At 44.7% G+C, this 26,431-nt stretch carries 21 protein-coding genes and 1 tRNA gene; 3 read left to right on the top strand and 19 right to left on the bottom strand.

Features of this window, described 5'->3' with window-relative positions; all coding sequences use genetic code 11:
• Nucleotides 1-13 precede the first annotated feature (13 nt).
• The 5 genes from NBH01_RS00640 to NBH01_RS00660 all read right to left on the bottom strand — a co-directional run bounded on the left by NBH01_RS00640 (nucleotide 14) and on the right by NBH01_RS00660 (nucleotide 8,001).
• Complete coding sequence (locus tag NBH01_RS00640) at nucleotides 14-3,466, bottom strand: TonB-dependent receptor (protein WP_250699934.1); 3,453 nt, start codon at nucleotides 3,464-3,466, stop codon at nucleotides 14-16.
• Nucleotides 3,467-3,579: 113 nt separating this feature from the next.
• Nucleotides 3,580-4,587, bottom strand: a complete 1,008-nt coding sequence (locus NBH01_RS00645; protein WP_250699935.1) for a FecR family protein — start codon at nucleotides 4,585-4,587, stop codon at nucleotides 3,580-3,582.
• Nucleotides 4,588-4,665: 78 nt separating this feature from the next.
• Nucleotides 4,666-5,229 (bottom strand): RNA polymerase sigma-70 factor, encoded by a 564-nt coding sequence (locus NBH01_RS00650; RefSeq protein ID WP_016267049.1) that lies wholly within the window; start codon nucleotides 5,227-5,229, stop codon nucleotides 4,666-4,668.
• A 152-nt stretch (nucleotides 5,230-5,381) separates the two neighbouring features.
• The gene (locus NBH01_RS00655) at nucleotides 5,382-6,560 is read right to left on the bottom strand and encodes an endonuclease/exonuclease/phosphatase family protein (RefSeq protein WP_225678968.1); all 1,179 of its coding nucleotides are present in this window, start codon (nucleotides 6,558-6,560) and stop codon (nucleotides 5,382-5,384) included.
• Nucleotides 6,541-8,001 carry an aminoacyl-histidine dipeptidase gene (locus NBH01_RS00660; protein WP_225678967.1) on the bottom strand — a complete coding sequence of 487 codons (1,461 nt, stop codon included), beginning with the start codon at nucleotides 7,999-8,001 and terminating at the stop codon, nucleotides 6,541-6,543. The genes NBH01_RS00655 and NBH01_RS00660 overlap by 20 nt, the downstream gene beginning before the upstream one ends.
• 132 nt (nucleotides 8,002-8,133) lie before the next feature.
• Here NBH01_RS00660 and NBH01_RS00665 point away from each other — a divergent pair, with 132 nt between their 5' ends.
• Together NBH01_RS00665 and NBH01_RS00670 are read left to right on the top strand one after the other, a co-directional pair.
• Entirely contained in the window at nucleotides 8,134-8,367 is a 234-nt protein-coding gene (locus NBH01_RS00665) for a hypothetical protein (protein WP_008762116.1), read from the top strand.
• 26 nt (nucleotides 8,368-8,393) lie between these two features.
• Nucleotides 8,394-8,996: an OmpH/Skp family outer membrane protein gene (locus NBH01_RS00670; RefSeq protein ID WP_008762117.1), complete on the top strand. Its 603-nt coding sequence runs from the start codon at nucleotides 8,394-8,396 to the stop codon at nucleotides 8,994-8,996.
• A 95-nt stretch (nucleotides 8,997-9,091) separates the two neighbouring features.
• On the opposite strand, the gene NBH01_RS00675 is transcribed toward NBH01_RS00670, so the two are convergent.
• Both NBH01_RS00675 and NBH01_RS00680 read right to left on the bottom strand, forming a co-directional pair.
• Nucleotides 9,092-9,433: a hypothetical protein gene (locus NBH01_RS00675; protein WP_008767910.1), complete on the bottom strand. Its 342-nt coding sequence runs from the start codon at nucleotides 9,431-9,433 to the stop codon at nucleotides 9,092-9,094.
• On the bottom strand, nucleotides 9,430-9,732 hold the full coding sequence (locus tag NBH01_RS00680; protein ID WP_008762119.1) for an FtsB family cell division protein: 303 nt from the start codon (nucleotides 9,730-9,732) through the stop codon (nucleotides 9,430-9,432). Before NBH01_RS00680 ends, NBH01_RS00675 begins: the two co-directional genes overlap by 4 nt.
• A gap of 158 nt (nucleotides 9,733-9,890) precedes the next feature.
• Here NBH01_RS00680 and NBH01_RS00685 point away from each other — a divergent pair, with 158 nt between their 5' ends.
• Nucleotides 9,891-11,750 carry a DNA polymerase III subunit gamma/tau gene (locus NBH01_RS00685; RefSeq protein WP_250699936.1) on the top strand — a complete coding sequence of 620 codons (1,860 nt, stop codon included), beginning with the start codon at nucleotides 9,891-9,893 and terminating at the stop codon, nucleotides 11,748-11,750.
• 70 nt (nucleotides 11,751-11,820) lie between these two features.
• Here the strand turns inward: NBH01_RS00685 and NBH01_RS00690 are convergent, their stop codons facing one another.
• The 12 genes from NBH01_RS00690 to NBH01_RS00745 form a co-directional block, all read right to left on the bottom strand.
• Nucleotides 11,821-12,057 carry a PspC domain-containing protein gene (locus tag NBH01_RS00690; protein ID WP_008762121.1) on the bottom strand — a complete coding sequence of 79 codons (237 nt, stop codon included), beginning with the start codon at nucleotides 12,055-12,057 and terminating at the stop codon, nucleotides 11,821-11,823.
• 72 nt (nucleotides 12,058-12,129) lie between these two features.
• Nucleotides 12,130-12,208 (bottom strand) — tRNA-His (locus NBH01_RS00695).
• A gap of 64 nt (nucleotides 12,209-12,272) precedes the next feature.
• On the bottom strand, nucleotides 12,273-13,409 hold the full coding sequence (locus NBH01_RS00700) for a CapA family protein (protein WP_225678966.1): 1,137 nt from the start codon (nucleotides 13,407-13,409) through the stop codon (nucleotides 12,273-12,275).
• Nucleotides 13,410-13,563: 154 nt separating this feature from the next.
• Nucleotides 13,564-14,445: a bifunctional methylenetetrahydrofolate dehydrogenase/methenyltetrahydrofolate cyclohydrolase FolD gene (gene folD, locus NBH01_RS00705; RefSeq protein ID WP_117860257.1), complete on the bottom strand. Its 882-nt coding sequence runs from the start codon at nucleotides 14,443-14,445 to the stop codon at nucleotides 13,564-13,566.
• Nucleotides 14,446-14,696: 251 nt separating this feature from the next.
• Nucleotides 14,697-16,079 (bottom strand): cytochrome c peroxidase, encoded by a 1,383-nt coding sequence (locus tag NBH01_RS00710; RefSeq protein WP_225678965.1) that lies wholly within the window; start codon nucleotides 16,077-16,079, stop codon nucleotides 14,697-14,699.
• Between the two features lie 20 nt (nucleotides 16,080-16,099).
• A complete protein-coding gene (locus tag NBH01_RS00715; RefSeq protein ID WP_195211551.1) occupies nucleotides 16,100-16,885 on the bottom strand; it encodes a cytochrome c biogenesis protein in 786 nt (261 codons plus the stop codon).
• Nucleotides 16,869-17,747: a cytochrome c biogenesis ResB family protein gene (locus NBH01_RS00720; RefSeq protein ID WP_234141360.1), complete on the bottom strand. Its 879-nt coding sequence runs from the start codon at nucleotides 17,745-17,747 to the stop codon at nucleotides 16,869-16,871. The genes NBH01_RS00715 and NBH01_RS00720 overlap by 17 nt, the downstream gene beginning before the upstream one ends.
• A 428-nt stretch (nucleotides 17,748-18,175) precedes the next feature.
• Nucleotides 18,176-19,498, bottom strand: coding sequence for a signal recognition particle protein (gene ffh, locus NBH01_RS00725; protein WP_250699937.1), 1,323 nt, complete (start codon nucleotides 19,496-19,498; stop codon nucleotides 18,176-18,178).
• 58 nt (nucleotides 19,499-19,556) lie between these two features.
• Nucleotides 19,557-20,879 carry an MATE family efflux transporter gene (locus tag NBH01_RS00730; RefSeq protein WP_008767919.1) on the bottom strand — a complete coding sequence of 441 codons (1,323 nt, stop codon included), beginning with the start codon at nucleotides 20,877-20,879 and terminating at the stop codon, nucleotides 19,557-19,559.
• A 39-nt stretch (nucleotides 20,880-20,918) separates the two neighbouring features.
• A complete protein-coding gene (locus NBH01_RS00735; protein WP_048698085.1) occupies nucleotides 20,919-22,886 on the bottom strand; it encodes a tetratricopeptide repeat-containing sensor histidine kinase in 1,968 nt (655 codons plus the stop codon).
• Entirely contained in the window at nucleotides 22,883-24,739 is a 1,857-nt protein-coding gene (locus tag NBH01_RS00740) for a tetratricopeptide repeat-containing sensor histidine kinase (RefSeq protein WP_032813270.1), read from the bottom strand. Before NBH01_RS00740 ends, NBH01_RS00735 begins: the two co-directional genes overlap by 4 nt.
• An 83-nt stretch (nucleotides 24,740-24,822) precedes the next feature.
• Nucleotides 24,823-26,289, bottom strand: a complete 1,467-nt coding sequence (locus NBH01_RS00745; protein ID WP_032841463.1) for a sulfatase family protein — start codon at nucleotides 26,287-26,289, stop codon at nucleotides 24,823-24,825.
• Nucleotides 26,290-26,431 lie beyond the last annotated feature (142 nt).

Raw genomic sequence — 26,431 nt, forward strand, 5'->3', positions numbered from 1 at the left:
AATACATTGGTTATTAGAATGTAACATTGATACCGAAAGAGAATTTTCTCATGAACGGATATTCCCAGGCACCTTTTGACAGCATATCGGTTTCCAGTCCTTCCGGCAGGTGATCCCACGTGTAGAGGTTCTCTCCGCTGAAGAATACTTTCACATCGTCGAAGTAGAGACGCTGGGACCATACTTTGGGCAAGGTATAGGAAAGCGTGATGTTTTGCAGTTTCAGGTAAGAGGCGTTGGCGAGATACTTCGACTGTTTCCAGTGGTTGTAGCTTGTGTTTACCCCGTCGTTGGAATACACACGCGGATAATAGGCATTGGTGTTAGTCGGAGTCCAGAAGTTGAGAGTTTCTTTGAACAGGCTTCCCCAGCCTCCGGTAGGCCATGCGATCTGGTCGGTGCGCCAATAATCCCGTTTGCCTACGCCTCGGAGGAAGATAGAGAGGTCGAGTCCTTTCCAGCTGATTCCTGCGGTGATGCCGTAGTGGAAACGCGGAGTCGAGTTACCGATGATACGCTGGTCGCCGGGATTGTCGGCGGTTCCTTCGCCGCTCCAGATGGTTTCGGTATCGTCATCGAAGTTCTTATACAGCACGTCTCCCGGAAAAACTTTTCCTGCTCCTTTCGGAATGGGGATTCCCGGTTTTAGTGTACCGTCTGCGTTGAAGTCGTCTTCCGTGTAGAAGCGGTCGGTGACATATCCCCAGATTTCTCCCATTTTCATGCCTTTGCGGTAAATCTTGTCGCCTAGCAGGTTGGTCTCATTATTGTATTTCGTGATTTCACTTTGTGAGTCGTACAGGTTGAATCCGATCCGGTAGCTCCAGTCCTTGTTGATGCGGTCTCTCCAGTTCAGTTCCAGTTCCCAGCCGTACGTCTTCAGGTCAGCGGCGTTCTGTTTGGCGGCGGTGGTTCCCACTACCCACGGTAGGTCCATACCGGGTGCCAGCATCCCTTTGGTGTCGCGGCGATACCAGTCGAAAGTACCGTTAAAGCGGTTGTCGAAGAATCCGAAATCGACTCCGAAGTCCAGTGTATATACCTTTTCCCACGAGAAACTGCTGCTGACCATTGCCGGTGCATTCAGTGTAGTCGTCTTTTGTCCGTCCACCAGCCATTCCGTCAGGTAAGGTGACATAGAAGGGATGTAGGGATAGTTTTCCGGAGTGTTGTCCGGCTTCAGTATGATCTGGTTGCCGATAGAGCCCCATGAGGCACGTAGTTTCAAGTTTGACAGGAAGCTTTTGGTATTCTTCATGAATGCTTCTTCCGAAATGCGCCATCCGGCGGAGAAAGAAGGGAAGAAACCGAAACGGCTGTCTTTCGGGAAACGGGATGTACCGTCGTAACGTCCGTTGGCTTCGAACATGTATTTACCGTCGTAAGTGTAATTGACACGGTAGAACAAACCTCTGATAGCATATTCATCGAAACTGTCGGTGACGGATGCCGTTCCGGTAGAACCGGAGAGCGACGGCAGATTTTCCAGTAATACGTCCGTGCGCTGCGACCATTGCGATTCCTTATGACTCTCTTCCTGATTGTAACCACCCATAATAGAGATATCATGTTTACCTATTGAAAAGTCGTAATTGGCGAATGCGTTAATAGCGTTGTAATTGGTGAAACCTTGCGTCAGGGCATAACGTGAGTTCTCTACATTGTTCAGCAGCCCTGTAAAGTTGAATCCTATATACTTGTATTTGTTGACGTACATCCGGTTGTACTCGGTGATCCGGTTGTAGGTATATTCACCTGTTATTTTCAGTCCTTTCAGCGGAGAGATGATGACACGTCCCAAAGTACGCAGGTTGGTCTTCTTGATCACCCTCGGTTCTCCGTAGCGTACGAAAGTAGCGGACGTTTCGGCAGGATATTCGATGCCGTCTTGTTCGTACGGCAGGATGTTGTGGTAGGACGGCAGGTGCATGGCACTTCCCCAGACACCGTTTCGTCCGCCTTGCTCCACCTTGTTCTGGGTAGAGTTTGCATATCTGATATCCAGTTGGGTAGTTAGCCACTTGTTTACGTCGACACTCAGGAAGCTGGACATATTGATACGGTCAAATTTGTCTTTGTCCGTTACCAGAATGCCGTCCTCACCGGTATATCCCAGGCTTAGTCGGTAGCTGGTACGCTGGCTGCCTCCCGATACGGAGAAACTGTGGTTCTGCATGAATCCGAAGTTATCCATCATATCGGCAAACATATCATTCTCCCGCATAAGGAACAGGTTGCCCTGATCGTCGAAAATATATCCGTTCGGATAGTTGGAAGGATTCGCCTGATAGTCTCGTATGTAGCCTTCCCATTGGGTGATGTTTTTTCCGTCTACATAGGTATCGTTTGCCCATCCCATTTCCTTGTACGCCAGTACCGATTCCAGCGGACTTGCTTTCTGCGGAAGCTCTGATGCTTTCGAGAAAGAGAAGTTGTTGTTGTAATTGAATCTGGGAGCCATGTCCTTTTTACCTTGCTTCGTTGTAATCAGAATCACACCAAAAGCTGCGCGGGCACCGTAGATAGCTGCGGAAGCGGCATCTTTCAAAATAGAGACAGATTCAATATCCTGCGGGTCAATCATGTTGATATCCATCGGTACGTTGTTTACCAATACGAGAGGCTCACCACCGTTGATGGAGGTTGTTCCACGGATATTGTACGTCATGTCGTCTCCCGGAGTTCCCGTTGTCGATTCAATTTTTAGTCCCGGCACGACTCCTTGCAGGGCAGCCGAAACGTTGGTAATCGGGCGGTCGCCCAACGACTCTTTGATATTTACAGAGGCTACAGCGCCGGTCATATTCACTTTTTTTTGTGTTCCGAATCCGATGACTACCACTTCATCCATAGTCTGGGTATCTTCCTGTAGCTGTATGTTGAAAAGTGTCTTGTTTTTGACTGTTACTTCTTGTGTGACGTAACCGATATAAGTAACCCGTAACTTACTGTTGGCAGGTACTTCCAGTGAGAATTCCCCATTCATGTCGGTAATGGTCGCTTGTTTGCTGCCGTCAACCAGAACATTTGCTCCAATCAGAGGTTCGCCCTGCGCATCTGTTACGGTTCCCCGTATTTTTATGGACTGCTGGGTAGAAGTAGTGTTGTTGGGGGCTGCTTCTGCCTTTGCCGGGACAGGAATGATAATAATATGCTTACCTTCCTGTCTGTAAGTGAATCCTGTTCCTTTGAGTACGGAGTTCAGAACGGAAGAGACTGCTTCTCTGACAAAATTGGCGCTGACCTTTTGTTTCACGTCCAGTTTCGTCTGATTATAAGCGATACTAAAATCGGTCTGATCTTCAATGATTTCGAATACTTTTAATAGAGGTTGGTTTTTCATAGATACCGTTATTGGCTGATTTTGCCCATAGGCTATGTTATAAAAACATAAAGCGAATAACAATATATAAAATTTATGAATTTTTACGGGATAACCTATGCCCGACAATTTATAAAATTTCATACTTTTGTGAGTTAATCATTAATACTAATTTAAGTGTACACAACTAATTTAAATGAAGTAATTTTGATTTGGGGGAGTTGGTATCCGCGAAATATCGACTCCCTTTTTTCTGTCTATCGGCCTCCTTTCTTATTTAGGGGTGAATAAATTAAGAGAATGTTTTCGTCTTCGACTTTATAGTCTATGTTTCCTATGGTTTTGGTCACGATATTCATGATCTCCTTGATAGGAGCTTTTTGTTTGAACTTGATGGTATATACATCGGTGGTAGCCAGATGCGGAGGGACGATGATGTGTATGTCGTATATTCTCTCTATCGTAATGAAAATATCGCTGAGAGTCATTGCCGCAAAGTTCAGCTCGTCTCTGGTCCAGCCGGAGTAGACAGAGGCGTCGATAATCTTTTTATTAAATTCTCCGGACGGGTTGTCATATTCCAGTTGCTCGTTCGGTGTGAGGGTGATGATATCCTCATTGTTTGCTTTCTGAACGACTACGGAACCCGATTCCAAAGTAGTGGTTGTCTTCTTGTCTTCTGCATAAGCGTGTACGTTGAATTTAGTTCCCAATACTTTTACTTTCAGATGGTTGGTCTTGACGATAAATGGATGTTGCTTATCTTTCTTTACGTCAAAATTAGCTTCTCCTATCAGATATACCGAACGGATATCCCCGGTGAACTTTTGCGGATAGACCAGTAAAGTTCCTGAGTTGAGGTATGCTGTGGTGCCGTCGGGCAAGGTAACCTGTTTTTGTTCGCCTCTGGGCACATAGTACTCGACAAGTTCTGTATGCTCTTCATTCGATTGTATATATAGGTAGGATGCCACCATAGAGAGCAGGGGAACCAGTAATACAGCCGCCACCTGCAGCCATTTGCGCAAGGTATACCTTGCAGTTGCCTTCCGCTGTTGGGGCGCAATTTTCCTGCGGAAGTTCTGATAGGAACGTTCAGTACTTGCATCGGCTTTGAAATTCTGATCTTCCCATAATTCCATCAATGCTTCATCTTTCTCCGCCTGTTCACTGGAGTCGACAAGCCATTTCCATAACTTCTCTTTAAGTTCCGGACTGAACTTATCGGAAGTAAAGTTTTTAATTATTTTATGAGCGTTCGACATATTAGCGCATTTTAGGTGTGGTTACATATATAAGATACGTAACAGATTAATAACGCACAGCCTCTATTCTACTTTTTTTTAGAAAAATAGAATAAAGGTTATGAATAATGCTTTTCGGATGTCGGTAAGTGCTTGTGAAAGGTGGTTCTCTACTGTTCGTTTGTTGATGCTTAGTTCGCGGGCTATTTCTTCGTTGTTCATTCCTGATTCCCGGCTCATCTTATATATTTTCTGTCGTTGCGGAGGCATTTTTTCTACAACCATTGTCACCAATAGTTCGAGTTCTTTGAGGTGGATGTTGTCATCGGTTTCGTTGCTTTCCAGTGGCGGGATATACTTTTCGGTTTCTTTCTGCTGATAGTTCCTGAACAGTAGTGTGCGTTCGATGTGCCGATACACCGCATTTTTGGAAATGCGGAAAAGATAAGGTTTAAGGTTATTGATGGTATGGAGGGATGAGCGGTTGTTCCATAACGTAAGAAAGATGTCCTGCGATAAATCTTCGGCCTCTTCTTGCGATTGCAGTAGTCCGTTGATAAACCCTTTGATGCGGGGATAGTAGTATAGGAAGAAAGTTTTAAAGGCTTTCTCATCTCCTTCGCTAATAGCCTTCAGAAGTTGTTTTTCGTCAAAGGTTTCCATTGGGGGTATTTTTTGTAAATGCTGTAAACCCTGCAAAAATAAGTAAATTTTGTATCGAACCCCGTTTATTAACATAAAAAACTCTTTTTTTTCTTTCCGGCTATGTCCGGCGGAGTGGTTGACAGTGGATTTATAACCTCCTTGTATTTCGGCTAGTATAAAATGAGTTCAAAATCTGCGTAAACAGGAAGATGGTCACTGATTCCTCCCTGATATTTCATTCCTTTATAGGTACGGAAAGGTTCATCATCACCGTATTTCTTGTCTTCTGTCAATAGAAAGGGGAGGCGGGCAACAGTTGCTTTGTCTTCACCGGTGAAGAATTTAGAGGAAGTATCGAGTAAATTGCCGGATACGATCAAATGGTCGAGCAATCCCCATTTTCCGTGGTATTTATAGGAGCCAAAATGGCGGGATGTTGCTTTTCGGGCAAGCAGATGGTAGAGTTTCCGGGGATTGGGGAAGGTGACTGACTGTTGGGGATCAGTAGCTTCTAATATCTCTTTGATGGATTTATTGGTTGGGTAGTCATTAAAATCTCCCATGATGACCAGTTGTGGATGAAGGCGGATATTCAGCAGACTGTCGGCTTCTGTGCGTAGTATTCGGGCAGCGTGTAGCCGGTAAGGTTCGGATTCCTTGGCTCCACCGGACCGGGAAGGCAGATGGCAGACGATTACATCAAGTGTATCTCCGGTTAATAATAGTCCGCTGACGTGCAGTAAATCTCTTGTGGGGCGATGATGCTTGAATGAGGGGATGGGGATAGACCGGAAAGATAATAATTTGAATAGGTCACGTTGATATAATAAAGCAACATCAATCCCTCTCAGATCGGGAGAACTTGTCATAACATACCGGTAACTCAGTTCCTTTAAAGGAGAACGTTGTGTGAGATCACGTAGTACACTGTCGTTTTCTACTTCACAAAGACCTACAAGGGCGGGTGGATTCCATTCACCGACGGCAGTGATGACACGGGCCATATCAGCCAGTTTCTTCTTGTACTTGGTGTAGTTCCAGTGACGGATAGCGTCGGGGAGAAATTCATTATCGTTCTTTAGTGTATCGTGGTGAGTGTCAAAGAGGTTTTCTACATTCCAGCTCATGACACGAAAGGGAATTCGTTCTTCGGCGGAAGACTTCTTCTGGGAAACAGATTGTTTATTGCTGAACGATTCTTTTTCGGTAAGGGAAGTTTGCCCTATGATATAAGAGGGCACGAAAAAGAGCATTATAATAAAGATGACGGTCATAGCAAATCTTTTTCTGCTATCACCATCATCTTTTCTATGATATCTTACCTGACTGTTATTTCTTGGCAGGAACATGTGCCAGAATATCCAACAGGTGCTTCCAGAACTTCTCAACGGAAGGAATGTGCATCCGTTCGTCGGGAGAGTGTACTCCGGTGAGAGTAGGTCCGAAAGAGATCATATCTAAAGTCGGATACTTGTCGAGGAACAAACCGCATTCCAGTCCTGCGTGAATTGCTTTCACTTTCGCCTCTACACCGAAAAGTCGTTTGTAAGATTCTGCTGCCACTTCGAGGATAGCTGAATGAGGATTCGGCTTCCATCCCGGATAACCTTCACCGAAGGTCACATCAGCGTCTGCCAGCTGGAAGACGGCACGCACCGTATTCGCCATGTCATTGCGTGCAGATAAGATAGAGCTGCGTTGGCTGGTTTCGATGCGGATAATATGATTCGGTTTCATTTTGACAGAAGCAAGGTTGGTTGAAGTCTCTACCAGTCCGGGGATATCCTGACTCATGGCATATACACCGTGAGGAGCAGCATACAATGCTTTCAGCAAGCGGGTAGTAGTATCCTGATCGATAGCCATCTTACGGGGAGTTTCCGATTCAAGAACCAGTTTCAGGTCCGGTTCGGTAACGGCCAGTTCGTTTTCTACTTCACTGGTGAAGATATTCAGTTCCGTGCGGACGTCATGTTTGGCATCTTCGGGAACTGCACAGATAGCGTATGCTTCGCGGGGGATGGCATTGCGCAGGTTACCTCCGTTTATTTCGCAGAGATACAGATCCTGACGGTTAGCCATTCGGGACAGGAATCGGTTCAGTATCTTGTTTGCATTGCCCCGTCCCAAGTGAATATCACCACCGGAGTGTCCGCCTTTCAGTCCTTTTACTTCTACTTTGAAGAAGAAATATCCTGCGGGGACTTCTACTTCTTTATAACTAAACTCTGCAACGGAGTCGATACCTCCGGCGCATCCGATAAAGATTTCTCCTTCATCTTCGGAGTCGAGGTTCAGCAGAATATCACCGCTCATGAAACCTTCTTTCAGCTCGAAAGCTCCGGTCAGACCGGTTTCTTCATCTACGGTGAACAGGCATTCCAGCGGGCCGTGCTCGATGCTGTCATCCGCCAGGATAGCCAGTTCGGTAGCTACACCGATACCGTTATCAGCTCCGAGGGTAGTTCCTTTGGCTTTCAGCCATTCTCCGTCTATTTCTGTTTCGATGGGATCGGTGAGGAAGTCGTGCTGTACATCATTGTTCTTTTCACACACCATGTCGATGTGCGATTGCAATATGACAGTCTGAAAGTTTTCTTTGCCCGGAGTGGCAGGCTTTTTGATCAGTACGTTTCCTGCTTCATCTACATTGGTCTCCAGGTTATGTTTTGCTCCGAATGCCTTTAGGTAGGCAATTATTTTCTCTTCCTTCTTGGAAGGACGCGGCACTTGGCAGATTTCCTCAAAATACTTGAATACGCCAGCCGGCTTAAGGTCTTTTTTTTCCATGCTTTTTTCTTTTATAATAGGAATAGGAGGTTCATTTTGCTTCCTCTTATTGCTAAATATGGTTAATTTGCTTGACTTATCTGAACTCATTTCTCATTAAAGCCTATCTTTGCACTCACAAAATTAATAGAAATGGTTGAGACTATACTGATAACTTTGTTAATAGTTGCTATTTCCCTGCTATTATTGGGGGTGAAAGTATTCTTTACGAAGGGGGGGAAGTTCCCTAATGGTCATGTGAGCGGTAATAAAGAGTTGCGTAAGAAAGGAATCGGTTGTGCGCAGTCGCAGGATCGTGAAGCACAAAAGAAATCACGTTTTTCTATTGATGAGTTGGAAAAAGCCTTGAACGATAGTATGAACTAATTAATTAAAAACAATATTTTAGAGTTATGAATAGAATAAACTACCTCATGAACGGTTTAGCTGCACTTGCGTTTATCGTTTTATTCTCACAATGCGCCGGCAAAGCTGATAATCAAGTTGCAACTACTCCGGCTTCGGCTAATGCAGAATTGTCTGGAATGAAAATAGCTTATGTTGAAATAGATACCTTGTTGGCTAAATACAATTTCTGTATTGACTTGAATGAGGCTATGGTAAAGAAGAGCGAAAATGTTCGCATGACGCTGAACCAGAAGATGACAGCTTTGAACAAAGAAAAACAGGAATTCCAAAAGAAATATGAAAGCAATGCTTTCCTTTCACCCGAAAGAGCTCAGCAGGAATACAATCGTTTGGCTAAAATGGAACAGGATTTGCAGGAATTGAGCAATAAACTTCAAAATGGCCTGATGGAAGACAATAATGCTAACAGTCTGCTTTTCCGTGATTCTATCAACGCTTTCCTGAAAGAATATAATAAAACTCGTGGATATAGCCTGATCTTCAGCAACACAGGTTTCGATAATCTGCTTTATGCTGATAGTGCATATAATATCACAAAAGAAATTGTAGATGGATTGAATGCCAGATATTCATCTGCTAAGAAATAAAAATGTTTTTTTAGGCCCTTGGGTTTCCTAAGGGCATTCATGATTTTAATAAATTGATGCCTGTTCAAGACTGAGAAGCTTTGAACAGGTTTTTTTTATTTCTCTTCTTTTGCTTCTTCCTGTGGAATGCGGAAAGCGGTGTAAAGTTCAAGTACGGCAGCGATAGTCAGGCAGGCAATCCATTCATTTCCGCGAGTGGTAAACATGAAAGCCCCCGTAAGTATCAGCGCAAGTGCTCCGAATATCTGCTGGATACGCAGACGTTTTAATATTTTGCTTTTTCCTTTAACCGGTGTGTTTACTTGTGCCAGAGCAATGAATCCGGCTCCGATGGTATAGATATAAGGAGCATAGTTCCATCCGGTGATGTATACGGCAGCCCCTGTGAGAGCCATGATTGCGCCTACGGCGAAAAGTGCGGGTACTAATTGTTTCATTTATTATCTTCAAAAACGTAAATATCTTCGTTGGGCTTCTTCATCAGATACTTTTCACGTGCCACCTGTTCGATAGCATCCGGATTGCTGTTCAGCTCGTTGAGACGTTTGGTGTTCTCTTCGTAGTCCGCCCGGTATTTTTCTATCTCTTCTTTCAGCTGGCTGATTTCGCGTTCGTATCCCAGACGGCGGAACAGGCTGTTCTCGTCCAGAAAACCAATGATAACAGCAAATGCAACGACGGTGATAAGATACTTGCGCCGGCATATGAAACTCCAGATAGTGATCAGTTTATCCATAATTTCTCTTTTTTATATCCGCAAAGATAAAACTAATAACTTAAAAACTTACCGCTTTAGGTTCAAAACTTCTTTCTCTATCCTTTATTACTTATCACTTTTTTGTGTACATTTGCACTGAAAGCGAAAAATCAAAAAAAACAGAGAGAATCCCGGATATGGAGAACTATATTGTATCAGCTCGTAAGTACCGTCCGTCCACATTCGAATCGGTGGTGGGACAACGAGCGCTGACTACTACATTAAAGAATGCAATCGCTACCCAGAAATTGGCTCATGCTTATTTGTTTTGCGGACCGCGCGGGGTGGGAAAGACTACTTGTGCACGTATCTTCGCCAAAACCATCAACTGTATGACGCCTACTGCCGATGGTGAAGCCTGTAACGAATGCGAATCGTGTGTGGCTTTCAACGAACAGCGGTCGTATAATATCCATGAACTTGATGCCGCTTCCAACAATTCGGTGGATGATATCCGTCAATTGGTGGAACAGGTGCGCATCCCGCCACAGATCGGTAAATATAAGGTATATATTATCGATGAGGTGCACATGCTCTCGGCTTCCGCTTTCAACGCATTCCTGAAAACATTGGAAGAACCTCCCCGCCACGCTATCTTTATTCTGGCTACGACGGAGAAGCATAAGATTCTTCCGACTATCCTTTCCCGTTGCCAGATTTATGATTTTAACCGGATCAGTGTCGAAGATACGGTGAATCATTTGTCGTACGTTGCTGCAAAAGAAAATATTACGGCAGAACCCGAAGCGCTGAATGTCATTGCAATGAAAGCGGATGGAGGTATGCGTGACGCTTTGTCTATCTTCGATCAGGTAGTGAGTTTTACGGGAGGGAATATTACTTATAAGAGTGTTATTGAGAACTTGAACGTTCTCGATTACGAATATTATTTCCGTCTGACGGATTGTTTTTTAGAAAACAGGGTAAGTGATGCCTTGTTGCTTTTCAATGATGTGCTGAATAAAGGATTTGACGGTAGTCACTTCATCACCGGATTATCTTCTCATTGCCGGGATTTGCTGGTCAGTAAGGATGCAGCTACCTTGCCATTACTGGAAGTAGGGGCGAGCATACGTCAGCGTTATCAGGAACAGGCGCAGAAATGCCCGTTGCAGTTTCTTTACCGTGCGATGAAACTTTGCAATGATTGTGATTTGAATTACCGTGCCAGCAAGAACAAGCGCTTACTGGTGGAACTGACCTTGATACAGGTTGCCCAGCTTACCACCGAGGGGGATGACGTAAGTGGTGGGCGTGGCCCTAAGCAGACCATAAAACCCGTATTCACCCAACCTGCCGCAGCTCAGCAGCCGCAGGTCGCTTCTGCACCGTCTGCTCAACAGACTACTGTTCATACTGCTTCGTCTCCGGCTATTGCGCCGTCTGCCGCTAATACTGCTGTGCGTCAACCGCAGGTATCTGTTGCTTCGGGGGCTGCTGCTCCGGCAAATACTGCTTCCGCGCCGTCACAGAGTGTTGGAATCTCTTCGATTTCCAAAGAGGAACGGAAGATTCCTGTGATGAAGATGTCTAGTTTGGGAGTATCTATCAAAAATCCGCAACGTGATCAGGCTGCTCAGAATACAGCCAAAACCAATGTTGCTCAGGTGCAAACACAGCCGGAAGAAGACTTTATTTTCAATGACAGAGATTTGAATTATTACTGGCAGGAATATGCGGGACAGTTACCCAAAGAACAGGTGGCCATTGCAAAGCGTATGCAAGTGATACGTCCGGTATTGTTGAATAATTCGACTACTTTTGAAGTAGTGGTCGATAATGAGATTGCTGCTAAAGATTTTACAGCTTTGATTCCGGAATTACAGACTTATCTTCGTGGAAGATTGAAGAACAGCAAAGTGGCGATGACAGTGCGGGTAAGTGAACCTGCAGAAACTGTTCGGGCGGTTGGTCGTGTCGAGAAGTTCCAGATGATGGCACAGAAGAATCAGGCGCTGATGCAACTGAAAGATGAGTTCGGACTCGAATTATATTAATGTACTGATTTCTATAAGATTTCCATCCGGATCTTTAAAGTAAATGCTCCGGATGGCTATGAAAGCAATACTAATGCAAACGTTGATTCATTCTGTCACCGTATCCGTCGCTATACCTTTCTTCCGGCATAATGATCCATAGAATAAGATAAATAATAATTCCTGCAAAAGCAGTGAAGATGGTGGCTAGTGCATAGACTATTCTTACTAAAGTAGGGTCCCATCCGAAGTATTCGGCTAAACCTCCGCATACTCCGGCTATCATTCGTTCCTTTCTGGAACGAGTCAGTTTTTTGTTGTTTTCCATAAAGCGATTGTATTAATAAAAAATAAGTCCTGTAAATCTTTCGCTTTACAGGACTTGTCTTTTAAAATTTCTTGGGGGTGGAAGACCGGACTCGAACCGGCGACATTCAGAACCACAATCTGACGCTCTAACCAACTGAACTACATCCACCATGTCTGCGTTTCTCTAACGCGGTGCAAAGATAGATATTATCTTTAAATCTCCAAAAGATTCTGCTACTTTTTTTTATAAAAAAGATATTCTTTTATTCCCCGATTATGCTTGCTGAAGAGGGATCGCGCATCATTTGCAAAGATTCTCAGAGAGTTACGTGCATTTACGGAAATGGAGTCAGTGGGGAAATTAATTGGTAGTAATTGATGATTCTTTTTTCCTGATTGAACGGGACGGGCTGTCCATACCAGGCTATATTCGCAATGGTTGAGTCGGGTGGTACTATCTTTTACTAATTCCATTTTTACCATCAGGCCGCCATCCGTGCGACGGGCGGACATATTGGAAATATAATTCCCCAGTGAATATACTACCAGATGCTTCCCGTTTGTCAGACTGTCTTCGCGAACTTCGATAGGCTGCACAACATGAGGATGACAACCGATTATGTGATTTACTCCTTTTCGAAGCAGCCAATCGGTCAGAAACTTCTGTTCTTTGTCAGGGAGTGACTGGTATTCGATTCCCCAATGCATACAAGCAATAATTGCATCGGGATTCATTGTTTTACTTGCTTCGATATCTTTGGATATAATGGTCGTATCAGTATAATTGACGATGTTGGGCGGAGTGACAGGGATTCCGTTTGTTCCGTATGTATAGTTGAGTATGGCAATGCGGAAGCCTTTTTTTTCTAATAAAAGAGGGTATTTATTTTCACGCTCTTCAGCGTTGAGGTACGTTCCGGCGTGTGGAATTTTTAAGGAGTCTATTAATTGTATAGTGCGTTCCAAGCCTTTTCTGCCACGGTCGAGACTATGGTTATTGGCGGTTATCAGTACATTGAATCCGGCATTATGGATAGCGGTCAGGTATTCATCGGGAGCGCTGAAAGCGGGATAGCCTTTGTACGGTTTTCCTCCGAGAGTAACTTCCAGATTAGCTATGGCAAAGTCAGCACTTTGAATTTCGTCTTTGACATATTCAAAATAGCTGGAATAATCGTAGCCTCCTGTCGCAGTACGTGCAGCGTTAATTTGTCCTTGATGCTGCATAAGGTCCCCTGCAAAAAGAAGCGAAAGGGTGTCTGTTTGCAGGCTGTCAGTTGTCAGTATCTGTGTGGTAGTATCATTTTCTTGCGCTTTGCTGATACAAGAGAATTGTGTAACCAGAAGAAGGGATACTAATAGTTCTTTCATACGTTCAAGAGGATTATAATGTCTTTTCGAGAATGATTGTTACTTAGGCAGGAAACGGACATAATAAGAGAGGGAGAGTCGTAATTGTTTTCATAACTGTCAGATTAAGGGAAGGAAAAGGACAGTGAAACACATTTCACTGTCCTTCAATATTCTACTTGTAAATAGCTTTTTTACCGGCTAAAAGTGTATTTTTCATTAATGATACAATCGTCATCGGACCCACGCCGCCCGGTACGGGAGTGATGAATGAGCACTTAGGCGCTACCTCATCAAACTTCACATCGCCTGTCAGCTTGAAGCCGGATTTTTTGCTGGCGTCCGGAACACGGGTAGTACCTACGTCGATTACTACTGCACCTTCTTTTACCATTTCTTCTTTCACGAAGTTGGGTTGTCCCAAAGCAGCGATAATAATATCTGCTTCCTGACATTCTTTTACCAGGTCTTTGCTGCGGCTATGGCATACAGTGACGGTTGCATCTCCCGGGTACGCTTTCTGCATCATCAGTGAAGCCATCGGTTTGCCGACAATATTGCTGCGGCCGAGTACAACACATTTCTTTCCCGACGTCTCTATCTCATAGCGTTTCAGCAGTTCGAGAATACCGTTCGGGGTGGCGGATACATAGCAGGGAAGTCCGATAGACATGCGTCCCACGTTGATAGGGTGGAATCCGTCTACATCTTTACGATAGTCGATCGTTTCGATAACTTTCTGTTCGGAGATATGTTTGGGTAACGGGAGCTGTACGATAAATCCGTCTACGTCGTCGTCATTGTTCAGTTCGCGTACTTTGGCGAGTAGTTCTTCTTCGGTCACGTCACTTTCGTAACGGATGAGGGAGGATTTGAATCCACATACTTCGCAGGCTTTTACTTTGGCGGCTACATACGTTTCGCTGCCACCATTATGTCCTACAAGGATTGCTGCCAGATGCGGGCGTTTGCCGCCACGAGCAACAATTTCGGCTACTTCGGCTGCAATCTCTTGTTTCACTTGTTCGGAAATGGCTTTTCCGTCTATCAGAGTCATATTTTCAGAGTATTTATTGGTGATGGACAAAAGTAAAATAAATAACTGAACTCTCCAAAAGGAATGGACTTTTTGTGGAGAGGGGACAGCGGAACATATTGGAATGCGAGTAGGAAAGAAGGCAAAAAGAACAAGGAAAAGCTCTGATTTTCAGGCAAGAAAAACAGAGCCTCTGTTCAAGTGAAACGGAGGCTCTGTTTACATCAATCAGAGGCTCTGTTCGGGTGAAATGGAGCCTCTGTTTGGTCTTGTCAGATCATGTTCTTATTCGTCAGTAATTTGCCTTTATACTCTCCGGTCAGTGTACGGAGGAAGGCGACAATCTTATCTACTTCCGGTTGTGGCAGGTCGATGCCTAACTGATATTTGGCCATGGCGCGAACCGCATCATCCATAGTAGCCATGCTGCCGTCGTGGAAATAAGGAGCGGTCAGTTCGATATTTCTCAATCCCGGCACTTTGAAGCGGTGGCGGTCACGCTCTGCTTTTGTCTGCTTGAATCGTCCGTTGTCTTCTTCAGTCATTTCTGCCTGACGGTCTGCGAAATAATCATGCTGTACACCGATCAGTTCATAAGATTGTCCGCCGAGGATTTCTCCCACATGACAAGTCGCACAGTCATATTTCTTGAAAAGGTCGTATCCGGCGATTTCATCTGCGGTGATGGCATCTTTCTGTCCTTTCAGATAACGGTCGAAGCGTGAATTAGGAGTCAGCAATGTCTTTTCGAACTCCTGAATAGCATTTGTGATATTCTTTTCGCTCAATCCGTCGGGATATACTTCGTTGAATGCTACTACGAAATTCTTGTCTTCTGCCAGTTTGCTGATGATCTGATCGAATGACTCGCAAGCCATTTCTACCGGATTCAATGGAGGGCCGGCAGCTTGTTCTGCCAGAGTTCCGGCACGTCCGTCCCAGAATTGAACAAAGTTATAGGCAGCATTGTATACGGTCGGGGCATTGACACCGCCAAACTGACCGCCTACTCCTTCAGAATACTGCTTGTTGTCAACGCCACCGGTATCCAGGCCATGACAGCTGGCACATGAAACGGTGTTGTCTGCCGATAAGCGGGTGTCGTGATACAACAGATTTCCTAAAACCACTTTGCGTACATCGACTGAGATCGAGTCGGCAATAGGACGAATCGGTTCGTTAATGAAATCAGGTGCTACCGCTACATCGGTATACAGTCCCATGCGGTGATTTTTTACCCAGCTCAGTGCTACCTCTTTCTTTGCATCATTGAAAGAAGCTCCCCAATGTACGAGGTAATACTTTGCCTGCGGCATCTTTCCGTCGAGGATTACTTTTTCTACTTTGGACAGGTCAACCGGATTGACAGGGCGGCCTTCCTTCATGTCTTTCTCCATCTGAGTCATGTCGAAAGCGCGATAGGCTTTGCTCACGTCTTCCATTACAATTTTTCCGGCGACAGGCATACTTGCATAGAACGGCAGTTCCGGTGTCGAGGTATGGCATCTCAGGCATCCTGCATCCGTAATAATCTGTTGCATCTGCACGTTTGCTTCCAAATCGGCAGAAGGCACCCGGTGCATCAGTCGGTAAGTGACTGCCAATGCCGCCACGACTACCAAAAATGCTACGATTAGTTTTGTACTTCTCTTCATTTCACATTTGTTTTTTGAGGTTAGTTATTACGATTATATAAATGTACGCTTTGTTGGGCTGCCGGCAGGTAGTTGACTCCATACCAGCACATTTGTAAAGCAAGGAAGGAGATAATGAGCAGGACGTAGAGTGTTTTCCGTCCGGTTCTTCTGAACAGGCGGAGGTGAATGTAGAGCAAATATCCCATCCAGGTGATGGCTGCCCAAGTTTCTTTAGGGTCCCAGCTCCAGTAGTTTCCCCAAGCCTCCTTTGCCCAGAGAGAACCTAGCAGCATACCGATGGAAAGAAAAGCGACGCCTGCGTAGACCAGATTGTCTGCTGTATGCAGGTATTCTTCTTTATGACGGAACAGTCCGGTCAGGGCGATGATGAAAGCACATCCCAGAACGGAATAAGAGAACATATATACGGTCACATGCGGGATGAACCATACACTTTGCAGCGCTGGCATCAATGACTGATCGTGTATCTCAGGCTTCATCAAATTAATGATCACAAAAACTGTGGAAAGTAACGTCGAGAAAGAGAGAATCCAGCGATACTTCCATCTGATATAGGTTAGCAATCCTGCTATTCCCATGAAGAATGAATACCACAAGCGGGTTTCTCCCATAGTGCGTAATGGAGGGCGCTGGAGGAATATCCATAATCCGGCAATGAATACTCCCAATATAATAATGCCGCCGGAAGTAAAACCGATTGCCACCTTACTTTTCGATGATGAACGAAGGGCAAATACAGCTCCTGCCAACCATAAGCAGATGGATACTGCTGCAAATACATAGAAGTTATCCCAGTTTATCATACGCTTTAGCTCCGTTTACAAATAAAAGAACTGCTCCTGCAAGCATCATCAGAATACCCGCTACCATCACATACTTCCAGGGTTGTTTTACGACCTGTAGAATACAGTAATTGCTTTCGTTGCCTTTCGTAACGTCGTATCCGGTGAGGTAGACGTCTTCCCCCGGACGGTAAGAATAGGGGTGGTTTACTTCCAACAGAACGTTCTCATTCCCCAAACGTACATTGGCGGAAAAGCGGGAAGGACGTCCGTTCGGGTAATATTCTACAGCGAACGAATTGAGTTCCATATCATAATCTAAATAATAAGATGCGCCATTCATGTCGAATGCCTCATGTGTCGGTTCACCTTTATATAAAGGTATGCGTAATGTCTGCGTGTCACTGCTACCCAGAAATCCGGCAAACAGAGCCAGCCATAAACCTGTATGGTTCAGAATAAAGCGCCAGCGTGCTTGTTTGCGATGCCGACAGGCGTGGATGGTGATCATCGCCAGATTGCTTAATAATAATAAGAGTATAGAAATGAATATCCATGAAGTCATGAAATTGTAACATCCCAATGAGGCTGATATTCCATTGCGCATTTCTGCTTCCGGTTCAGATAGTTGGGGGAAAAGTCCTATGATCAGGCAACCACCGATAAACAGGCTGATAGATAAAACGCTGGCTTTGGATGAACCGAGAAAACGGGTGATTCTTAGATTATTATATTCTTTATATAGTATCCATAACAGGAAAAGCCAGATCGCCGCAAAGATGATATTCAGCGGAAAGGCGAGAAAAGAAACAGGAAAGTTTCCTGTGAACAGCTGCATGGCTGCTGCAAATAAAATGTAACCTGCTACATATACATAGTACATATTCGTGCTTCTGTTTTGTTATCTTTTGCAAAGTAAAGAAATAAAAATGAATATTCATATAAAATCTTTATAAAATTGTAATCATTACAAGTAAATAGTGATATTAATATGCTTTTAGGATAATCTTTCAGTGTAGTTGTTGGCGAAAGGAGAGGGGATATGGAAGCTAAAGCTACGCTTTACAAGGTATAAAACTATGCTTTTCACTCCCTAAAGCATAGCTTTATACCTTGTAAAACGCAGTGTTTTATATTGGGTTTATCATGGCGGGAGTAATCACTACAAGAGCCTGTGGAAAGTGAAAACTTGAAAAGTTGAAGTTGCCAGGTAAAAGGCTGATTGGTATAGGAAAGTGAAATCTGTAATACCAAAAATAAAGGAGGAAGCCTAAGCCTCCTCCTTCTATCTGAAAAAGAATAAAATTCTTTTTATTTTTTCATTTTCGGCATCATCTTTCCCATTTTGCTGCTGGTTACCATCTTCATCATTTTGCGAGTCTGGTCGAACTGTTTCAGCAAACGGTTTACTTCCTGAATCGTTGTTCCGCTACCTTTAGCAATACGTGTACGGCGTGAGCCGTTCAATATTTCCGGATTGGAACGTTCTGCCGGAGTCATGGAATAGATGATAGCTTCGATGCTTTTGAAAGCATTGTCGTCGATATCAATATCTTTGATAGCTTTGCCTACGCCCGGGATCATGGATGCAAGTTCTTTCAGATTACCCATCTTCTTGATCTGGGCAATCTGGCTGAGGAAGTCGTTGAAGTCGAACTGATTTTTGGCAATCTTCTTTTGCAGACGCTTTGCTTCTTCTTCGTCATACTGTTCCTGAGCACGTTCTACCAGCGAAACGATGTCACCCATGCCGAGGATACGGTCTGCCATACGTGCCGGGTGGAACTGGTCGATAGCATCCAGCTTTTCACCTGTACCCACAAATTTAATCGGCTTGTTGACTACCGAACGGATAGAAAGAGCCGCACCACCACGGGTGTCACCATCCAATTTGGTCAGTACCACACCGTTGAAGTCCAGACGTTCATTAAATTCTTTGGCTGTATTGACGGCATCCTGTCCTGTCATGGAGTCTACCACGAACAGAATTTCGTCCGGATTGATCGCTTCTTTGATAGCGGTGATCTCGTTCATCATTTGTTCGTCTACGGCCAGACGTCCGGCTGTATCGACGATTACGAGGTCATATCCTTTGGCTTTGGCTTCCTGAATGGCGTGTTGTGCAATCTCTACCGGATTTTTGCTGTCCAGTTCTGAGTACATCGGCACTTCAATTTGTTCTGCCAGTACACGCAACTGTTCGATAGCTGCCGGACGGTAAACGTCACAGGCTACCAATAATGGTTTGCGATTCTTCTTCGTTTTCAGCATGCGTGCCAACTTACCGGAGAAAGTAGTCTTACCCGAACCTTGCAGACCTGACATCAGGATTACTGCCGGACGGGATTCGAGGTTGATTTCTACCGTTTCGCCACCCATCAACAGGGTCAGTTCGTCGTGCACAATCTTCACCATCAACTGGCTTGGCTTCACAGCCGTAAGTACATTCTGACCGATGGCTTTTTCCTTCACCGTGTCAGTGAAAGTTTTTGCAACCTTGTAGTTAACGTCGGCATCAAGCAATGCCTTACGTACATCTTTCAGCGTCTCCGCCACGTTAATTTCGGTGATTTTGCCTTCACCTTTCAGAATCTTGAATGACCGTTCTAGTCTTTCACTTAAATTATCGAACATAGTTGTTTAATTACGAATTAATTATTTGAGCCTGCAAATGTACAAAAATCTCTTGTATTTATATCTTTTTATTCTGCCATTTTGCTTTTTTGAGGTAAATATAGCTTGTTATCAACAGCAAGGTATAGTACAGAATCTCAATCGTAAAGCAGATTTCAATCGGTGCTTTGAGCCACATTCCGACGAAAACGATGTAGGAACCGTAAATGGCAATCGTGATGGTTTCGAGCAACAGGGCTGCCTGCGTATTTCCTGTTCCGGAGATGCCGTTGAATACGACATTGGCTACTGATGCAATGAGCATGGCGCAGCAGATAACGTATACCGAAGGTACGGACTCGGTGATTAACGCTGCTTCGCTGGTATATACGGAGAGGAGGAACTGAGGAAACAAAACCGACAATCCCACCAGTCCTAGCATGATGAAGAACGAGAATCGGGCTATTTTATTGATAAGCGGCATGACGTATTGGATACCTCCTGCGCCGATGGCATTGCTGACAAGGCTGTTGGTCGTTGTTGCCAGTGCATTCACCGGAATCAGCAGTACGACGTAGATACTACGGACAATATTGGCAATGGCCAGTTCCCGTTGTCCCAACCGTTCTACGGCAACAAAGAACACGAACCAGGTCGCCATCGATAAGAAATATTGAAGCATCGTGAAGCAAGAAATGCTGAGAATACGCATCAGCAATGCCGGATCGAACGAGCGCAGACGATTCAGACCATACTTTTTCAAATCAACACTGATATATGTATAGATAAGGAAGAAGAGAATGGAAGAGGCTTCCGCCAGTACAGAAGCGATGGCAGCTCCCTTGATTCCCATTTCCGGCAGACCGAATTTACCAAAAATCAGTGCATAGTCCAATATGACGTTGGTTAATGCCATGACAACAGCATTGATGGTCAAGACCTTGGTACGTGTGATGCCGATGTACAGGGCACGGAACATGACATTGACAAACGAGAAGAAGAACCCGTAAATACGCCAGTCCAGAAACTCCATAGTGCCTTCGTAGATGGATTCGGAAGAAACCAGCAACCGCATGATATTTCCTCCGAACGCTTTGGTGAAGCCGAACATCAATATAGCTATCAACAGGAGGAACATAATCCCCTGAATCATTACGGGACCTACATCACTGTAGCGTCCTTCTCCATTGCGTCGTGCAATGACAATTTGTGATCCTGTGCTGAATCCGAAAGCGATGGTGAATATACATATATAAAATAGTCCACCCATAGCCGAAGCTCCCAGGGCCACTTCACTAACGTGCCCTAAGAATGCGGTATCGGTGACATTGATGACATTTTGCGCCAGCAAGCTGAGTAGTATCGGGTAACTGACACTCCAAATCTGTTTGTTGGTATACATAATTAAGCGTTTAAGTTTACAGTTTGCAAAGATAGCGCTTTATTCCGATTCTGAAGCAATGGGATAGGTGAAAACAATTTCCGGGCCTTCCGTTCCCCGGGCGTTTACCTGATAGCTTCCTCCGAAGTAAGCCAGCAATAACTGGTTGATCTCATGCCTGATGCCGGTCTCCTGTGAGGTGAAAGCCTCGTCCGCCAATGGAGAGTTGAGAATGCGGAAATAAAGCATTTCACCTTTCCGGCTTAATGTAAAGCGGATAATCCGTTCCTCCTGTTGTCCCTCTGTTTCATGTTCATGCGGATAGGTCAGGGTACTGAGCAGAGCGTATCCCAATCGGGTGGTATCTGTGCGAAGGGACAGTGACTCGACTTCCGGAGTGAAGCGGACTTGAATGCCTGTCTTTTCATTATTCATGCGTGCCATGTAGCATACTTCGTTGCAAAGTGAGACAGCATCATAGTCTTGTATCTGGAACTTCATCATTTTGGCTTCCAGACGAGACAGGTCGAGTACATCATTGACCAGTCTCATTAATCTTTCTGAGCTTTGGTGGATGATCGCCGAGTATTCTTCTCTTGTTTTTTCATCTATATTCGGTTCGCTGGCTATGAGTTGCGAGAAACCTACCACGTTGTTGAGCGGGGTCCGGATGTTATAACTCATGTTTGACAGGAAGCGATTTTTTATTTCGTTGGTTACCCGTACCGTTTCCGCTGCTTTGCGTATTTCGCTCTCGGAATATTTCAGGGCTTTGCGGATTTTGGAGAGCCGGAATAGGGAAATAAATAATACGATCAGAATGGCACTGATTACGATCAGGCTGATCAGACGTATTTGGTTGGTCTGCTTTTGTTGTTCCAGTTCTATCTTATCCAGATTATAGCTTTTTTTGATTTGCTCCATTTGGGTGTTGGAGAGTGCCATGGCAGCTGAGTCCTTGATGGCCAGTGCCTGTTGGTAGAGAGTTGTCGCTCTGTTATTATCTCCGGCTTCCACCCATATTTTAGCCTGTTTCAGCAGTTGTTCGGCATAGTCGCTGGTGAAATCTTTCTTGAGCATAGTTAATGTCGTGTCGATGTAGGCTGATGCCTGCTGATATTGTTTGATACTCTGATAGTATTTCGCATAGATGTCGTAGTAGAGCACCTTATACATGAAATAGGTATTTTCAGTCAGATACTTTTTAGACTTTTCTATATGTGAATAAGCAATTTGGGGCTGATTGGTATTCAGGTAATAATGCGCATAGAAAATCTCATTGAAAATGAATACGTCTGCAAATCCGTCTTTTAGAGATGGATTGTCAATGATGAATTTACGGAGTACATTTTCCAACTCTTGCAGGTATTTTAGTTGCCTGTAATTGTCCTTCATTTCTTTGGTTACGGATATGAGCTGTGACAGGACGGAGATATGGACTACTGCATTGCCATTCTTTGGAAGCAGCCTGTAGGCTTCTTCCAATGCTTTGAGCCCCTCGTCCCAGCGCTGGCTGCCGATATATGCGTTGGACAGGCACTGATAAGCAGCTACCGTTCCACGGTTATTGTCAATATCAAGGGCTTTCTGTTTCATCTTGTTTGCTTCGCTGATGGCAAGCTCATATTGTTCGGTAAAGGTGTATAGGTCAATCTGAAAGCGTCGGGCGTCGAAGAAATAATCCCATAAACCGGATTTTTGTACCAACGGTTCCATCTTGACTATCCATTTGGCTACACTATCCTGTTCGCAACGGTTGTAATAATACAACAAATGATAATAAGCGGCTAAACTGGCATACTTGTCATTTTTCAGTTTTAACGCTTCCTGCATCAGCGAATCCGAATACTGGATACATTTGTAGTTGTTCTGCTCTATCTTGATAATGTCGTTCAGGGTAGAGAGGCGTGTGGTGTCATGCGGCAGTGTTTGCAACACTTGCAGCAGACTGTCTGAGGCTGTATCGGTGTTTGCATAGCCCGACAGTAGGCCATAGCAGGTGATGATCAGTAATATCAGTCGTTTCATCGTGTTTCCTCCTTCTTTATCTGCGCATGGCAAATCGGGTGTGTGAACAGAAAACGTGCTCCTTTGTCATAGTCCGGGTCGATCCATATTTTGCCTCCCAGTTGCTCAATGATAAGCTGGCAGATAGATAATCCGAGTCCTGTGCCTTGTGCGTTTTCATCGAGCTTTTCGAAGCGGTTGAATATCTTGTTCTGGTTCTCCTTGGAGATTCCGCAACCGGTATCACTAACGGAGAAAAGGGCCGTATCTTCCGTTTGTTTCACCAGTTCCAGGGTGATAGTGCCTTGTGCAGTAAACTTTGTGGCGTTGATAAGCAGATTGATCAGTACTTGTTGCAGGCGGGCACTGTCCGTGGTCAGCTTCAGTGAACTGAGAGAGGTGGAAAACCGTACTTCCGCTTGAGTCTGCTTTATTTTCTCTACCATGTCGATGACATTTCTGCATAGCGCTACAATATCACACTCGTTGAATTTGAATTGCATTTTTCCAATTTCAAGGCTGGATAAGTCAATTACATCATTAATCAGTTTGAGCAGCAGTTCTGAGTTCTGCTGGATGATATCGTTGCACTGTTGTTTCGTTTCGTTGTCGATGGATTCTTCTGTCAGAATAGCTGAAAAACCAGATAAAGCATTGAGCGGAGTACGAATCTCATGGCTCATATTGGAGAGAAAAAGGCTTTTGGTGTGGATAGACTTTTCTGCTTGTTTCTTGGCTTTTTCCTGTTCCTGTTGTGATTGCAGAAGACGATTGTTGGTGCGCTTGATGCGGAAAATGGCAATGATGATCAGTACTACGATCACTAAGATCACAGACAGACTCCAATAATAGAGATTTTTTTGTATGTTGATATAATTAAGTTCGCTTTTATCTATCTGATACAGGGTATGCAGTTCGTTTATCTGGCTGAGATAACTTTGGGCGTCCAATGAATCTTTGAGATGATTAATCTCCTCATAAATCTTGCACGCCTCTTGTTTCTGATTCATAAGTACCAGGACTTTGGCGCGTTCCTGTAATAACTGAACATGTCTGAATAAAGCCGTTTTCTTTGTTATGGTGAGTAATTCTTCATATTCTTTCAGCGCTTTATCATATTCTTTTGACTCAATATGATAGCCGGCATACATATAGTTGCTGATTGAAGAATAGTAGGGATACGGATATTTTTCGTAGATGGAGTCCAGCTGTTTCAGATACTCCAGTGCTTTTGGAAGGTTGTTTGTCTGTATATAATAATAGGCATAGCTGCAAGGCAGATAGAAGTCATCGGGCAAACCTGATTCTTTATGGTAAAGAGACTCCAGATAGGCAAAATCTTTTTCGATATCTGTCATTTGCCTGTATTTGAGTTTGCTCAGGATCAAATGAAACATGCTTGTCTTAAGATATGGAATACTTGCCGGAATTTTTTGCATTATTTTCAAGGATTCCTCATAAGACTCTATAGCAGACTGGGGATTTCCCGAACTTTGGTAGGTGTCTGCAAGGGCACGCAATGCCAGTGCCGTTCCGAAAGGATAATCTATAGCTTTGGCTTGCTGATACATTGAGTTGGCGTTGTTGACTGCCAGACTGATATTTCCTTCTGTAATTAATGCCTGAACTGCCATCATTTTCAATGGAAACAGAATATGATATTCTTGCTGCTTTTCAAGTTCGGGGCTTAAGAGCTTTTCCCATAAGATGATGCTGTCCGTTGTAATATCGATATTTGTATTGAAAGAAAGATCATGCTCGACAAGTGGCTGGAGTAAGGTAAGTCGTTCTTTGTTCAGGTTTGTTGCATGGAGAGCCGCCGATATGAATATGGCTGCAATGAGTGCTATTATATGCTGTAAATTACTATTCACTATTTTGTTTGCTCGTATGGTGATGTGCAAAAGAAATAAAAAGAGCGAAGACTGGCAAGCAATCTTCACTCTTTTTTATAGAATTATTTTCTTTTGAGGATCTCCCGTGCCCCAGGACCTTCGTGGCTGGGGTAGCCGGGAGTATGATTTCTGCACCGGGGATCGGCATCTACCTTCAAACTGCGGTAATCATCTTTGGAACGTGTGATGTAATCGTCCAGCAAAGCACGATGCTCGGCGAGTATTTTGGAGTATTTAGGGTCTTTGGCAAGATTTTTTCTTTCACCCGGATCTTTTTTCATATCGTACAGTTCTTCTCCGTTGCCTTCCAGATAATGGGTGTATTTATATCTCGGTCCGCGCACCATGCGTCCGGGAGTGGTAACGTACTCATATTCGCTGTGCCATTCGGAGACAACGTAAGGGTGGCTTTTCTTTTGTTTCTCTCCCCTTAGAGTCGGTGCAAGGCTGATGCCGGCTTTTTCTGCCGGAACGGCGATGCCTGCCAGGTCGCAAAGGGTGGGCAGGAGGTCTAAGGTCGGCTGTGTCAGCAGGTGGTCTACGGGTTTCTTCTGCTGCTTGATGCCGGGACCGGCAAAGATAAACGGAACGTTGGTCATTTCATCATAGAAGCTGATATGCTTGGTCACCATGCGGTGGGATGCCATGCCGTCGCCGTGGTCCGCCATAATTACGACAATCGTGTTTCTTCCGGCAGGGGTGGAGTAGAGGGCTTTCAGTACGCTGTCTACTTGCTTGGACACCATCTTGGTGTAATGCTGGAAGGCGGCGATGTAGTGACGATAGTTTTCTTCGTTCCAATGGGCAGCCTGTGTCATGCGGCGGTGACTGCAACAGATATATTGTACGGGAGTCGGAATATTGCTCCAGTCTTCCACGTCAAAGTTGTCCGGCAATTCGGGCAGTGGTCCGCTGATCGGCCGGTCGGTGTGTACTCCTGCGTTTTCGCCGATGAATCCGCAGATATTATGCGGGTTCTGAAAATCTGCAATGCAAATAAAAGGTTCTTTCGGAGGATTGCTGAGGTAGGCAACGGCATCCTCGCAGGTTCCTACATCCAGGAAACTGTCATTGTTGACCGGAAATTCGGGATCGGTGAATGGCTTGGCTACCGGTTCTTTATGTTTGAAGCCTCTCAGTGAGCCCATGTCGTGAGTCTTGCCGAAGTGTACGGCCTCATAACCGCTTTCGGAGAAGAGACTACCCAGTGTCGGCACGTTTTCCGGCAGGCGGGTGTTGACGGGTTCGCTGGAGTTTGAACGTACATTGGTCTGGTGAGGCATCATGCCGCTCCATAATGCTGCGCGTGAAGGTTGGCTGAGGGGGCAGCCTACATAAGCGTTAGAGAAGATAACTCCTCTTGATGCTACTTCGTCAATGGGAAGTGTGCAGCCTTGTGTCTGTCCGTAAGCGCCTACGACACGTTGTGTGAGATGGTCGCACTGGATAATCAGGAAGTTCGGCTTTTCTTGTGCCTGGGCTGCTGCGCCACAAAGGGCTAATCCCATGAATGGATAAATTGTTTTCATTCTTGGCTAGAATTAAGTAATTGATTGGGTAGCAAAAGTAGGAAAAAACAAAAAGCAAAAAAGGGCGGGGGAGTGGTTTTGGACGTAAATGAAAGTAATTTGTACAAAAATGAAATACGCGATGAACGATTCGTGAGGAACA

Origin of the sequence: Bacteroides sp. B1-V-101 (genome assembly GCF_023656585.1) — a bacterium.
GTDB classification, from domain to species: Bacteria; Bacteroidota; Bacteroidia; order Bacteroidales; family Bacteroidaceae; genus Bacteroides; species Bacteroides thetaiotaomicron.

Excerpts from the sequence above, each read along its gene's own strand:
- NBH01_RS00730 (WP_008767919.1), bottom strand. The coding sequence starts at position 20,879 with ATGTATACCAACAAACAGATTTGGAGTGTCAGTTACCCGATACTACTC.
- NBH01_RS00690 (WP_008762121.1), bottom strand. The coding sequence starts at position 12,057 with ATGGAAAACAACAAAAAACTGACTCGTTCCAGAAAGGAACGAATGATA.
- NBH01_RS00710 (WP_225678965.1), bottom strand. The coding sequence starts at position 16,079 with ATGAAGAGAAGTACAAAACTAATCGTAGCATTTTTGGTAGTCGTGGCG.
- NBH01_RS00660 (WP_225678967.1), bottom strand. The coding sequence starts at position 8,001 with ATGGAAAAAAAAGACCTTAAGCCGGCTGGCGTATTCAAGTATTTTGAG.
- NBH01_RS00650 (WP_016267049.1), bottom strand. The coding sequence starts at position 5,229 with ATGGAAACCTTTGACGAAAAACAACTTCTGAAGGCTATTAGCGAAGGA.
- NBH01_RS00675 (WP_008767910.1), bottom strand. The coding sequence starts at position 9,433 with ATGAAACAATTAGTACCCGCACTTTTCGCCGTAGGCGCAATCATGGCT.
- NBH01_RS00745 (WP_032841463.1), bottom strand. The coding sequence starts at position 26,289 with ATGAAAACAATTTATCCATTCATGGGATTAGCCCTTTGTGGCGCAGCA.
- folD (WP_117860257.1), bottom strand. The coding sequence starts at position 14,445 with ATGACTCTGATAGACGGAAAAGCCATTTCCGAACAAGTGAAACAAGAG.
- NBH01_RS00700 (WP_225678966.1), bottom strand. The coding sequence starts at position 13,409 with ATGAAAGAACTATTAGTATCCCTTCTTCTGGTTACACAATTCTCTTGT.
- ffh (WP_250699937.1), bottom strand. The coding sequence starts at position 19,498 with ATGTTCGATAATTTAAGTGAAAGACTAGAACGGTCATTCAAGATTCTG.
- NBH01_RS00655 (WP_225678968.1), bottom strand. The coding sequence starts at position 6,560 with ATGTTCCTGCCAAGAAATAACAGTCAGGTAAGATATCATAGAAAAGAT.
- NBH01_RS00670 (WP_008762117.1), top strand. The coding sequence starts at position 8,394 with ATGAATAGAATAAACTACCTCATGAACGGTTTAGCTGCACTTGCGTTT.
- NBH01_RS00720 (WP_234141360.1), bottom strand. The coding sequence starts at position 17,747 with ATGTACTATGTATATGTAGCAGGTTACATTTTATTTGCAGCAGCCATG.
- NBH01_RS00685 (WP_250699936.1), top strand. The coding sequence starts at position 9,891 with ATGGAGAACTATATTGTATCAGCTCGTAAGTACCGTCCGTCCACATTC.
- NBH01_RS00715 (WP_195211551.1), bottom strand. The coding sequence starts at position 16,885 with ATGATAAACTGGGATAACTTCTATGTATTTGCAGCAGTATCCATCTGC.
- NBH01_RS00645 (WP_250699935.1), bottom strand. The coding sequence starts at position 4,587 with ATGTCGAACGCTCATAAAATAATTAAAAACTTTACTTCCGATAAGTTC.
- NBH01_RS00680 (WP_008762119.1), bottom strand. The coding sequence starts at position 9,732 with ATGGATAAACTGATCACTATCTGGAGTTTCATATGCCGGCGCAAGTAT.
- NBH01_RS00640 (WP_250699934.1), bottom strand. The coding sequence starts at position 3,466 with ATGAAATTTTATAAATTGTCGGGCATAGGTTATCCCGTAAAAATTCAT.
- NBH01_RS00735 (WP_048698085.1), bottom strand. The coding sequence starts at position 22,886 with ATGAAACGACTGATATTACTGATCATCACCTGCTATGGCCTACTGTCG.
- NBH01_RS00665 (WP_008762116.1), top strand. The coding sequence starts at position 8,134 with ATGGTTGAGACTATACTGATAACTTTGTTAATAGTTGCTATTTCCCTG.